The organism is Pedobacter sp., from assembly GCF_045628745.1.
Lineage (GTDB): Bacteria > Bacteroidota > Bacteroidia > Sphingobacteriales > Sphingobacteriaceae > Pedobacter.
This window is the reverse complement of record NZ_JAZQPU010000152.1, coordinates 1-10,820: the sequence shown is the minus strand read 5'-3', so window position 1 is coordinate 10,820 and position 10,820 is coordinate 1. Positions and strand designations below refer to the sequence as shown.

The 10,820-nt window shown below is 38.7% G+C and carries 15 protein-coding genes; 2 read left to right on the top strand and 13 right to left on the bottom strand.

Annotated features, from left to right (window positions below; genetic code table 11):
- Nucleotides 1-473: SDR family NAD(P)-dependent oxidoreductase (locus tag ACR2F7_RS06240; protein ID WP_432712722.1), on the top strand; the 473-nt coding region annotated here is incomplete at its 5' end.
- A gap of 469 nt (nt 474-942) precedes the next feature.
- On the opposite strand, the gene ACR2F7_RS06235 is transcribed toward ACR2F7_RS06240, so the two are convergent.
- The 10 genes from ACR2F7_RS06235 to ACR2F7_RS06190 form a co-directional block, all read right to left on the bottom strand.
- Entirely contained in the window at nt 943-1,347 is a 405-nt protein-coding gene (locus ACR2F7_RS06235) for a cupin domain-containing protein (protein WP_432712721.1), read from the bottom strand.
- 20 nt (nt 1,348-1,367) lie between these two features.
- Nucleotides 1,368-2,129, bottom strand: a complete 762-nt coding sequence (locus ACR2F7_RS06230) for an SDR family NAD(P)-dependent oxidoreductase (RefSeq protein ID WP_432712720.1) — start codon at nt 2,127-2,129, stop codon at nt 1,368-1,370.
- 24 nt (nt 2,130-2,153) lie between these two features.
- Nucleotides 2,154-3,017 carry an aldo/keto reductase gene (locus tag ACR2F7_RS06225; protein WP_432712719.1) on the bottom strand — a complete coding sequence of 288 codons (864 nt, stop codon included), beginning with the start codon at nt 3,015-3,017 and terminating at the stop codon, nt 2,154-2,156.
- A 166-nt stretch (nt 3,018-3,183) separates the two neighbouring features.
- Nucleotides 3,184-3,930: an SDR family oxidoreductase gene (locus tag ACR2F7_RS06220; protein WP_432712718.1), complete on the bottom strand. Its 747-nt coding sequence runs from the start codon at nt 3,928-3,930 to the stop codon at nt 3,184-3,186.
- Nucleotides 3,931-3,948: 18 nt separating this feature from the next.
- Nucleotides 3,949-4,254 (bottom strand): hypothetical protein, encoded by a 306-nt coding sequence (locus ACR2F7_RS06215; RefSeq protein ID WP_432712717.1) that lies wholly within the window; start codon nt 4,252-4,254, stop codon nt 3,949-3,951.
- A 63-nt stretch (nt 4,255-4,317) separates the two neighbouring features.
- Entirely contained in the window at nt 4,318-4,815 is a 498-nt protein-coding gene (locus ACR2F7_RS06210; protein ID WP_432712716.1) for a cupin domain-containing protein, read from the bottom strand.
- 11 nt (nt 4,816-4,826) lie between these two features.
- Nucleotides 4,827-5,300: a cyclophilin-like fold protein gene (locus ACR2F7_RS06205; protein ID WP_432712715.1), complete on the bottom strand. Its 474-nt coding sequence runs from the start codon at nt 5,298-5,300 to the stop codon at nt 4,827-4,829.
- A gap of 18 nt (nt 5,301-5,318) precedes the next feature.
- Nucleotides 5,319-5,762, bottom strand: coding sequence for a zinc-binding dehydrogenase (locus ACR2F7_RS06200; RefSeq protein ID WP_432712714.1), 444 nt, complete (start codon nt 5,760-5,762; stop codon nt 5,319-5,321).
- A complete protein-coding gene (locus ACR2F7_RS06195) occupies nt 5,729-6,499 on the bottom strand; it encodes an alcohol dehydrogenase catalytic domain-containing protein (RefSeq protein WP_432712713.1) in 771 nt (256 codons plus the stop codon). The genes ACR2F7_RS06200 and ACR2F7_RS06195 overlap by 34 nt, the downstream gene beginning before the upstream one ends.
- Before the next feature lie 12 nt (nt 6,500-6,511).
- On the bottom strand, nt 6,512-7,078 hold the full coding sequence (locus tag ACR2F7_RS06190; protein WP_432712712.1) for a DapH/DapD/GlmU-related protein: 567 nt from the start codon (nt 7,076-7,078) through the stop codon (nt 6,512-6,514).
- A 136-nt stretch (nt 7,079-7,214) separates the two neighbouring features.
- Between ACR2F7_RS06190 and ACR2F7_RS06185 the strand changes: the two genes are divergently transcribed.
- Nucleotides 7,215-8,009, top strand: a complete 795-nt coding sequence (locus ACR2F7_RS06185) for a helix-turn-helix domain-containing protein (protein WP_432712711.1) — start codon at nt 7,215-7,217, stop codon at nt 8,007-8,009.
- A gap of 422 nt (nt 8,010-8,431) precedes the next feature.
- Here ACR2F7_RS06185 and ACR2F7_RS06180 read toward each other — a convergent pair whose 3' ends face one another.
- From ACR2F7_RS06180 to ACR2F7_RS06170, 3 genes are all read right to left on the bottom strand, one after another.
- Nucleotides 8,432-9,067, bottom strand: a complete 636-nt coding sequence (locus tag ACR2F7_RS06180; RefSeq protein WP_432712710.1) for a hypothetical protein — start codon at nt 9,065-9,067, stop codon at nt 8,432-8,434.
- On the bottom strand, nt 9,064-9,426 hold the full coding sequence (locus ACR2F7_RS06175) for a hypothetical protein (protein WP_432712709.1): 363 nt from the start codon (nt 9,424-9,426) through the stop codon (nt 9,064-9,066). Before ACR2F7_RS06175 ends, ACR2F7_RS06180 begins: the two co-directional genes overlap by 4 nt.
- Nucleotides 9,407-10,820, bottom strand: a 1,414-nt coding sequence (locus ACR2F7_RS06170) for a hypothetical protein (RefSeq protein WP_432712708.1), incomplete at its 5' end; no start/stop codon positions are given. The genes ACR2F7_RS06170 and ACR2F7_RS06175, both read right to left, overlap by 20 nt.

The window sequence follows — 10,820 nt, the reverse complement described above, 5'->3', positions numbered from 1 at the left end:
ATCTTCGCGCGCAGCGTTCAGGCCATATCCTCAACATTTCTTCCATTGCTGGTTTTGCACCGGGTGTTGGCTGGTCTATGTACTGCGCCGCCAAGTTTGCAGTAAGTGGTTTAACAGAGTCACTGGCTAATGATCTTAAACCACTGGGTATAAATGTCACCAATGTTTTACCTGGCTGGTTCAGAACAAATTTTGCTAAAGCTGATTCTATAGCTTACAATAAAAACCAGATTGAGGATTACGCTTACCTCCGCGAAGCTCATGAAAAGATGAACAGTATGGACGGTGCTCAATTGGGTGACCCTTATAAAATAGCAGATGCATTTATAGACTTAGTAAATAGCGAAAATCCGGCTGTAAACCTATTTCTAGGAAGTGACGCATTTAACCGTGCAAAAAATAAAATAGCAGAACTGAATATCCAAATGGATTCTTGCAAAGAAGTTTCCTGTTCCACCGATTTTGGCAGCTAAATCACATTATCAATGAACGGGCTAAAAAATAGCCAGTTCATTGATAATGACACATACGCGATTATCTAAAGGCAAAAATGCTTTCTAACGGGCAGAGTTACCGAAATGAGAATTCGTCACATTGCTAATGGTCTAGCTCAAAAAAGTCGATTACTTTTTTAGGGACGTTTAAATCACCTGACTTTTTACCCAATATTCTAGGAAATTGTGCTAAAGGCTGGGGGATAATATTTACTGCATATTAGACCGTATGTGCCTGAAAAACAATAATCAGTAAGCGATTGACTTACAGGATATTTAGTATTTCCATTATACTCCCAGACGTACTGAAATCGAACCAGTTTATAGAACAATTGACTATAATTAATTCAATACCAATAAGTTAATGAATCTCATTATTTTCGCGTGCAGAAACGTTCTTCAGACTTCTACAAATCATGTGGCCGCTGATAATAAATTTCTGACTAGCCTATTTTGGATAGGCGTCATCGTTAACCGGTTCCAGCCACTCTGGCTTTCCGGCAGTTATGGCAATATGGCCAAACCAACTGTCTTTTGTTGCACCATGCCAATGTTTTACGCCATCATGAGTAACGATCACGTCGCCGGCTTTTAGGGCTTGAGCCGGTTTTCCTTCCTCCTGATACCATCCTTCACCACCGGTTACCAATAATATTTGAAATCCATCACGATGAATATGCCAGTTGTTTCTGCATCCTGGTTCGAAGGTTACATTGCCAACGCTTACATTTATTGTAGGGTCAGCAACCAATCCCTTAAGATAACTCTGTCCTATGAAATATTGAGCATAGGCATCGTTTTTCTCGCCTATTGGAAAGAGAATGCCATTCTTTACTTCTTCATGTTTTGCCATTTTAGGTTCCTCCTTTATGGTTACGTTTTACAAATTGAATGAAGCGCTTCATCCGGAAATGAAATGCCTGTAAGTTCTTTGCACTGGGTTAAAAATATTTCTTGTAACTGCTCATCATCAGCTTCAGGGTTAGAACGTACCTCTTTTTGGTGGTAGAAAAAGCGACCACTTACTTTCGCCCTTTCATCATTACTTACCGCTAACCAAACCTGTGTTTGAAAACCTTTTTCAAGGTTTTCAGGTGCACCTGCACCGCCCATTTTTGTCGGAACCCAACCGGGATTAACTGCATTAGCGTACACTTCTGACCACTTCCTTTCAACTGCCTTGCAAAGCATCACTACATGCAACTTCGTATCGGAGTAAGTAATCCGACCAATGTCCGTTTTAAAGCTATCAAGTTTAGAAAGTCCACCTTCGTGCATGTCGGAGCTTAGGTAGATTAAACGCTGTGGCTTTTGTACGAGGCAGGTGAGAATATATGGTGCTAAGGTGTTGACGGTAAACAACTCTTTTGCAGGTGCGTGATAAAGACCAGCATTGTGAATAACAGCATCAAACCTTCCCAAAGCATTCACTTTTTCGGCTAACTGTATTGTTTCATCTACACTTGATAGGTCGGCTGCTACCACAGTTTCTGCACCACATACTTTAACCAATGCCTCTCTGCCTCTTGCTGCATTCCTTGCATGAAGCACTACTTTATGCCCTTGACTAATTAATGCATTTGCAGCTAACTGTCCAAGTCCATCTGCCGATCCCGTGATAAATATTCTTGCCATAGTTGAATAGGTATGTCGTCGAATTCATTTCCCTTTTCCGTAAACCGGAAACTTACTGTGCTCTCCGTAATGCTCAATATGTTTGATGTTTTTCAAAAACTCCATATCCTCTTGAGAAATGACAAAATCTACTTCAGCATTCGTTTTCATATGCTCCGGATTAGTAGTTTTCGGTAGTGGAAGGAGGTCAAGCTGCAAGCAGTAACGAATAGCTAATTGAGAAACGGAAACGTGGTATTTATCTGCAAGCCTTTTTATTTCCTCGTTCTTAAATAGCTCTCCATGTCCAAATGGTGAATATGCCTGTACAAGAATACCATTTTCCTGACAGTATTCAATCAGCTCCTTGGGTGTGTTGCTGATGTGAGCCAGCACTTGGTTTACCATTGGTTTTACTGAACAAGAACCAAGGATGTTATCCAAGTCTACTTTCTGAAAGTTCGAAACACCAATGGAACGAAGTTTACCCGATTGATAGGCTTCTTCAAGTGCTTTCCATGCTTCACGGTTTCCTTCAAAGTAAGGTTCAGCTTCAAGGAATTTTGCCCACGGTTTAGGGCTATGAATAATCATCAGGTCAATATAATCAAGCCGTAATGTTTTTAGAGATTGGTCTATGGATGCAACAGCTTCTTTGTACGACTTTATTTCTGCGGCAAGTTTTGTGGTCACAAACAGTTCCTCTCTTTTCAAACCACATGCTTTAATTCCTTCACCAACTCCATTTTCGTTTCCGTATGCCTGTGCTGTATCAATATGGCGATATCCAAGTTTTACCGCATCGTTTACAGCCTGTATAACTTCTTTATCATTTATAAGCCATGTTCCAAGACCAAGTTTTGGAATGGCAACGCCATTAGATAGCGTATATGTCTCTTCTAAAATCATATTTCAATATTTTCTTTTGTTCATCCGTATTATAATCTTCATTAGTGTTTAGCGACCCGTAAGCTTTTCACCAGCGTGCTAAGATTCAGCCAATGCTACTCGGGCCAGTGTAGCGTTCTTCCGTGTGGCAATTGTGTTGACCAAATCTACGATTGCCTGAGATGTTTTAAAGTTCCTGAGCTGTTGGGCGGAAGATCACTTCATTGATGTCAACATCCTGTGGCTGACTGATAGCGAAAGCAACCACACGGGCAAAGCTGTCCGGACTGATGCCTACATCTCCCACATAATCTTTGTTGGCCTGCTGAATGTCTACCTCGGAAATATGGTCCAGCAATTCTGTTTTTACAGCACCAGGACATACAATCATAGTACGGATATTGTAAGGTTTTACCTCCATTCTCAAACCTTCCGTAAGTGCACGTACTGCAAATTTGGTTGCAGAATAAACGGCAGAACCACTAAATATTTTATGGCCCGCAACGGAAGAGGTATTGATGATTTGACCAGACTTCTGCTCTTTCATATAAGGCAGCACAGCCGCAATGCCATTGAGTACGCCTTTGATATTTACATCGATCATCACATTCCATTCCTCCACATTAATTCTATCCATTGGCGATAAAGGCATTATGCCCGCGTTATTAAGTATCACATCAACACGTCCAAATTGCTTAACAGTGGCATCAACTAGTTTCTTTACCTGCTCCAGATTGGTTACATCTGCTGTTACCGCAAGTGCCTTTCCGCCTGTGTCCTGAATATCTTTTGCCAGCCTTTCAATTCTGTCGGCTCTTCGTGCGCCAAGCACAACTGTTGCTCCTAGCGTTGCCAGATATTTAGCGGCTGCTTCGCCCATTCCACTACTTGCTCCTGTTATGATGACTACTTTGTCTTTTATATTATTTTCCATGGTTAATGGTATTAAATTTTATTTAAGCTGCTTATATTTTATTGGCTTTGTATAGCTGAATGCGTGCAGCCGAACTGGATCGCCGAAACTATAAGCGGATTTTTTTTGATCCTCATGTTCTTTTTTAGTGAGTATGGTTCCGATATTCTTTTCACTACTATTTGTATGTTCTAAATGCTGAGGAACGGCGCCAAAACTTGACTGCGCTCCTGAGGCAAGCGTTCCTAAACCTAACACAGAAGCGGCTTTTAAAAATTCTCTTCGCATTAAAGGATTTGTCTTTTCGTTTTCGCGATGCTGATCCATGGGCTTTTTATTTTTCATAATGATTGTACTTAAACAAAAGGTCTTAAAACCAGGTCTTTGTGAAGACTATTATCATTAACGCTATTTCACACTTTTATATACCTCATCCGGTACCGCTTCATCCCAATTCACGATACCTTTTTCGGTATTCGGAACAATGTACAATTGTTGTAAACCTACATCCTCACTTGCTCCGTGCCAATGGCGAACATTAGGCGGACATTTCACCACGCTTCCTTTTTTGATGATTTCAACAGGCCGACCTTCTATCTGATGATAGCCTACTCCATCGGTAATGATTAAAATTTGCCCGGCAGGATGACTATGCCAATTGCTTCTTGCTCCAGGTTCAAAATATACATTGCCAACGGCTGTTGTCAAAATGCTGTCTGCGTCTACCAAACCAATATTGTAAGCATTTCCTGTAAATGTTTCGCTCAGGCCCTTTTCTCCCTTAGGGAAAATAGCGGCTAGTTCCTTTTTATCTGCTTTCATTATTTCTTGATTTCTACTATTATTACAGGCCATTGCCAGTGCACAAATTATAATTGTGCATACGATTGTTAAATTACTTTTCATATTGATCGATTTTAATTATTTTCAAATTTCACAACTACATTTCCGTTACCCAATGCGGATGCAAGTCCTGTAGGATTATCAACATATCCGAGTTTTGTATAGCTGTAAGAGGTATTAAAATTTTTATAAAAGAGTACGAGCGTGTTGTTTTCATAAAGTGTTAAGTCGCCCACTTTAATATTGCCGCCCACTGAAGCACTCGTAGGAAGCGGACTTGGAAAATCGTAGTATTTCTCATTGCCATTCAGCTCTGTCATATTGATGGTGAGCGGCAACTTTGCCTTGAACGCATTCGCACTCGGGTTGTCGTATAATGTTGCGGTAAAAACTGCAGTGCCGATTGTAATTTTCATTTTGCTAGTTGATGGGTTGGTATTTCCGACGTCGTTATTTTGAACGGCTGTAGTTTCACCATCTTTACTGCAGCTTGCAGTGCAGCAGTAAAACGTGAAAAGAATTGCCATTAGTATTACCAGAGATTTCATAACATTCAGTTTTAAAATTTAAAATGTCGATGCATCAATAACATACCTGTATCTAGCTTCTTTATTGACCACTTTGTCCCATGCATCATTTATTTCCGAAGCTTTAATGACCTGTATTTGCGGATAGATCTTGTTGTCGGCACAATAATCCATCACCTCCTGGGTTTCTGGAATACCCCCAATCAGCGAACCGTTGAAATTTACCCGATTGAAAATCATATTGAAGTTGTTAATGGTCAATTCGCCATTGATAGGCTGCCCAACTTGGGTAAAGTACCCGTATTTTTTCACGCAATCGATGTAAGGAGACATTTCATAAGCATAAGGAACGGTAGAAATCATAAAGTCGAGTTTGCCTTTGTAGGGCTTTAAATCTTCTGCCGATTTTACCACGATGGCCTCTTTTGCACCGAAGCTTTTGATGTCGCTTAACTTTGAAGACGAAGTGGTAAATGCATACACTTCCGCACCTTTGGAACTGCCAGTTTCACGGCCATATGTCCCAAGCCTCCAATGCCAATCACGCCAATCTTATCGCCTTTTTTAAATTTAACTTTCATCATTGGCGAATATGTCGTAATGCCAGCACAGAGCAGAGGTGCCGCATATTTCAGATCCATATTTTTTGGGATTTTAATGGCGAAATGTTCTGTTACCACGATGTTATTTGCATAACCACCTTGTGTAATTCCCGTTGGCGATGATGCTTCCGGCGTTCCATAAGTACCTACCATTCCACCCGTTTCACAGTGGTGCTCTTCACCGCTTTTACAACTGTCACATCTCATACAGCTATTTACCATACAGCCAACACCAGCCTGGTCGCCCACTTTAAATTTGGTAACATTTTTACCCACTGCGGTTATAACACCCGCAATTTCGTGACCCGGAACCTGTGGGTATTTCTGCGGTCCCCAATGTCCTTTTATGGTATGGATATCCGAATGGCAAATGCCAGAATATTTTATATCAATCAGAACATCGTTCTCACCCACAGGTCTTCTTTCAAAGTTCCAGGGAACGATTTTCCCTGCCACATCTATTCCGGCATAACCTCTAGACTTTATATTGTTGCTCATCATTGTTGCACTTTTTGTTTGTCCGAAAATTTGCAGCGGTCCGGCAAGCACCAAACCAGCACCTGCTATTCCTGCCTGCTGAATAAATTTTCTTCTGGAATTATGATTATCGTTTGACATCTTGTTTAAAATTTAGGAGTTGATATCTTTAATGAATTTTGCAGGAATTCCACCTACCATTGTATTCTCGGCAACATCCTTGGAAACGACTGCCCCCGCTGCCACAACTGCATTTTCACCTATAGTTACGCCCGGAAGAATTGTTGAACCTGCACCAATCCAAGCATTTTTTTTGAGATGAATAGCTTTTGGAATCAATGAATGCCGGTCTTCGATGGACGTTGGATGCCCTTCGGATAATAGACTTACTTTCGGAGCGATGAATACATTGTCCTCAATGGTAATTCCGCCCAGATCCAAAAACACACAATCGAAATTGATGAATACATTTTTACCGATCTTGGTATGTTTTCCGTAATTGATGTACAAAGGCGTAAAGACCACTACGCTTTGATCAACTTCCGAACCTGTTATTTGGCTTAATAAATTTCTTATTTCATCAGGCTCTGGCGTGCTGTTCATTTGAAACAAGAGTTTCTTGGTGACAAACGATTCTTCACGCATTCTGTATGCTTCAGGGTCGTTTGGTGATATGATTTCCCCATTGCGTAACCTTTCGAAAATGTTTTCTGTGTTCATTGCCATAATTTTAAAGGACAAAGATAAAGGGATTTAAAAGGTGTTCTGTTACATTTATTTCCCAAGTAATGTCAAATATTACCTATTATAAATTAATTGTTCTATTTTTACTAATATGGCAGCAAATCAAAAAGTTATGCTGTACAAAGCGGTATCGGGAAGTGAATTTCCAGAGGATTTTAACATCCGTTTTCATACACACATGTATTGTCAAAGTGGGAGCGTGAAATTTGTCTTTATTGGCCAGCAGTATCAAAGTAAAAGAGGCGAGTTTATCTTTTGGTTGGCAGGTATTAATGTTTCCGACTTGTCTTTCTCAAAAAGTTTTAAGGCCACGATTTTGTTTGTCGACAGCGATCTGCTTACCGCAAGTTTGCCGAGTGCCACGGCGAGCATCGACAGCCTTATACATTCCAAGGAATATCCGATCTTGCATCCAGATAAAAAAGACAAGGAGAAAATCCTGAAAAATTTTAGGTTGCTGTACGATATGTCACAGGAAACTGGCCATCGGTTTTACGAGGAAGTACTTAAACTCCAAATGCAAATTTTCTTGTTGGAAATGTGGCACATTTTTGAGGACGAGCTCGACAGAAAAAAACGAAGTCTGCAAAGTGGAACCTTGTACGAACAGTTTATACAATTGGTACAGGAACATTGCATGACACAGAGGGAAGTCCGGTTTTACAGTGATAAGCTGAATATAACACCCAAATACCTTAATTACATCTGCAAGGTCAATACTGAAATAACCGCATCTGAATGGATACAGCGTAACTCAAAAGAGCGGATCATTATACTATTGCAAAACAAAAATCTGAATATCTCCGAAATAGCCGATGAAATGGATTTTTCGAGCCGTTCGTTCTTTACCCGTTACGTAAAAAAATTGCTTGGCGTAACGCCAAAGGAATACCGGGAGCGCATATGATAAAATTTATAAACTAGCTTATTGGTCCTTTGGCTGACTTTTGGCAACTAAAAATAAAAAGTGGCTAATACAATATTCTCCACTAACGATAAAATCAAAATCCCATAGCTATTAAATCAGGTAGCAATTGCTTAGCACATAAGGTTGGATTCGACACTGAATCTTTGTAATTTGAATTTAAAACTTTATGATCATGGACATACAGATGCGCTTATATTGGGCGGCTTATTCCGAAACTTTCTCCACTGATGATTTAATCAGGGTATTGCATAACCCTTTAAAGGATATGAAAACGAATTTGTTGATGGCGCTATAATCGATTAATGGGATAGTACATAAACTTGAAGCGCGAATTGTAAATAACCAGACGGTAGTTAACACGTGAAGGCTAAAAACAACTAACATGCTGGTGTGTAAATAGACTATTGAGGGCGTCTTTCTAGATTAATAACAACAGAATTGGTTGAGTCCTTTTTTTTCTTTTTGTCCTTAAGAATGGCAGGCTTGGAAAGGGTCTTAACCAATCTTGCTTTTATTTCCGTTATTTCTGATAGATATTTATAGAAGCTGTCTGGATCTATGGTTTGTTCAATGTTGTCGAAAACGTTAGTACCAGAATCTTCGAAATCATTTAGAATCAATTCTATTTTACCGGCTTCCTTCTTGTAAGCTAATTTCAACATGTCAACCACTTCTATTAAAAATCTTCTTTTTTTACTCGCCAATGCGCCTAAAACTTCAGCTACAACTGCAACTCTTGCGTCAAGGCTATAATGAATATATTGCGAATTGAAATTCTCAATGCTCTTTTCCATGAAAACAGAACTTTCATCAAAGAACACTTCTACCTTCTTAATATTAGGTTCAAAATAAGCTTTAAAATACCATGCTCTTTTTGCTTCCTTTCTTTTATTTTTCCGATCCTTACTGTAATTCATCGAAAATGTAAAGACCACTAGCGCGGGTCCTAATAATGGTAAAATGGATTTCAAAAAGAAATCCCACTTTTCAGTAGGATTGCTTATAAGAATATCTGTTAATATTGTATTCAGGATCATTGAAATACGCTCAATCCAGATTTATTATTTAATGAATTAGTCGCGTTTCTTATTCCATCTTCAATATTCTTTCTCAAAATATCCTTTAAAGAAGCGCTTTCAGTTTCATAAACGAAACTATACTTTTTCCTAAAATCCGAAACGCCTAACTTAGAAATACTATTATAAAGTAATCCAAGAAAAAAGGAAGGATTAAATGAGGTTGTATCCTTCGGAACAATTAATTCAATACTTTCTTTTGTTTTATCAAGACTGTCTAGATTTAAATTTTTTCTCGCAAGTTCACCTTGCGTTCTTCCTATAAATGCAAAGCTGTTAGGAGGGCGATACTCCTTAAGATTAAATTTTGCCATTTCCATTACCTCCATATTTTTTATCGTAATGAGCTTTATTAATATAAATCTTCACACTAAGCAACGTGCCTGGGAATTTTTCACTTATTTTTTTTAAATGAGAAAAAGCCGGTGGCTTGTTGAGGTCCTCTTCTGGGTTCAAAGATAAACAAAAAACATCTGCTTTCGAAAAAGGTTTGTAAACGTTGTCACATGTTAACTGGACATTCCCAGAAAAGATTGAGAGATTAGGCTTAAAGTTCTTTCCTTTGTTCTCATAATCGCCCAGCTTCAAAAATGAATTAATGAACCTCATTGTGCCTGTACCCCTACTAGGCTCTTCATATTTCAATCTACTAACCTGATCTTGCATAGTTGCCAGGACAAATAACTCTTCTTCAGAGAAAATTTTACCGCCGTTTTCTGAATGTATTTTGTGTACATAATTACACACATCTGCATACATATTAATGTTATCATCCTTGGTATTTTGGAATGCCTCATAAATTGTATTTCCAAAATTCATTATGGTTAAATTCATTTCTCCAATTTCCTCGTCGCCCATATTGAACAGTTCCTTTGAAAAATTTGCAGTCATAAACCAAGTGTTTTTACCACTATGATCTTCAGCGTTGTTGAGGATTTCCCCTATTATACCATCAATATCTTGCTTTTCATCATCTGTAAGCTGATATTGGTGATGTTTTAAGCAGTCATCTAAATAATTAACAACTGTCTTTGCACAAGCTCCTTTTCTATTTTCGAGATAATGCTTTTGGGATTTGGTCCCTTTATAATATCCCATTGCATTAATAGGGTTTAGCGTTGACTCTCCTTCCATTACGTTAATCGAACGGTGATCGAATTGAAAGCCACATACCATAAGTAGTCTGATAACATCTTTCTCTGTTGGTGGAATAATTTTTATCTCCGGAATTATATTTACTGCACTTAACCTTGTCTGTAATATGGAAAGTTTTTCTAAGAATTCAAGCTTGACAATCTGCAGAACAAATAGTGCTGAAGTATCAGCAATTTTGCAAGCACTAAAATCAAGTGTTATTTGATAGCCAGCGTATTCGTACATGCTAGTTCCAAAACGCTTAATTGCTCTGATTGAATTTGCATAACCAGCCGAGAAAGTGAATTCTCTAGGAATATGGACAATTAGATCAGATGACCCTAATTCAATAAAGGGCTGTAGATCCCTAAAGAAGTTTTCTTTCTGGTTTTCAATTAACTTTTCATCTCGGTCAATCCTGAGTTTTTTAAGTTTAGAATCTACGTTGTTAAATGATTGAAATTTATTTTTGCGTTTTGTGGCTTTAACGTGAAGCCATTCCTTTTTTTTATTTTCCCTTATTTGAGAGGTTAGAAATTTTTTCAAGAGTGTTCGGGTGGTTGAGGTTAATTGGTTGTAT

Excerpts from the sequence above, each read along its gene's own strand:
- ACR2F7_RS06230 (WP_432712720.1), bottom strand. The coding sequence starts at position 2,129 with ATGGCAAGAATATTTATCACGGGATCGGCAGATGGACTTGGACAGTTA.
- ACR2F7_RS06195 (WP_432712713.1), bottom strand. The coding sequence starts at position 6,499 with ATGTCAAACGATAATCATAATTCCAGAAGAAAATTTATTCAGCAGGCA.
- ACR2F7_RS06180 (WP_432712710.1), bottom strand. The coding sequence starts at position 9,067 with ATGATCCTGAATACAATATTAACAGATATTCTTATAAGCAATCCTACT.
- ACR2F7_RS06225 (WP_432712719.1), bottom strand. The coding sequence starts at position 3,017 with ATGATTTTAGAAGAGACATATACGCTATCTAATGGCGTTGCCATTCCA.
- ACR2F7_RS06190 (WP_432712712.1), bottom strand. The coding sequence starts at position 7,078 with ATGAACACAGAAAACATTTTCGAAAGGTTACGCAATGGGGAAATCATA.
- ACR2F7_RS06220 (WP_432712718.1), bottom strand. The coding sequence starts at position 3,930 with ATGGAAAATAATATAAAAGACAAAGTAGTCATCATAACAGGAGCAAGT.
- ACR2F7_RS06215 (WP_432712717.1), bottom strand. The coding sequence starts at position 4,254 with ATGAAAAATAAAAAGCCCATGGATCAGCATCGCGAAAACGAAAAGACA.
- ACR2F7_RS06210 (WP_432712716.1), bottom strand. The coding sequence starts at position 4,815 with ATGAAAAGTAATTTAACAATCGTATGCACAATTATAATTTGTGCACTG.
- ACR2F7_RS06175 (WP_432712709.1), bottom strand. The coding sequence starts at position 9,426 with ATGGAAATGGCAAAATTTAATCTTAAGGAGTATCGCCCTCCTAACAGC.
- ACR2F7_RS06205 (WP_432712715.1), bottom strand. The coding sequence starts at position 5,300 with ATGAAATCTCTGGTAATACTAATGGCAATTCTTTTCACGTTTTACTGC.
- ACR2F7_RS06235 (WP_432712721.1), bottom strand. The coding sequence starts at position 1,347 with ATGGCAAAACATGAAGAAGTAAAGAATGGCATTCTCTTTCCAATAGGC.
- ACR2F7_RS06185 (WP_432712711.1), top strand. The coding sequence starts at position 7,215 with ATGCTGTACAAAGCGGTATCGGGAAGTGAATTTCCAGAGGATTTTAAC.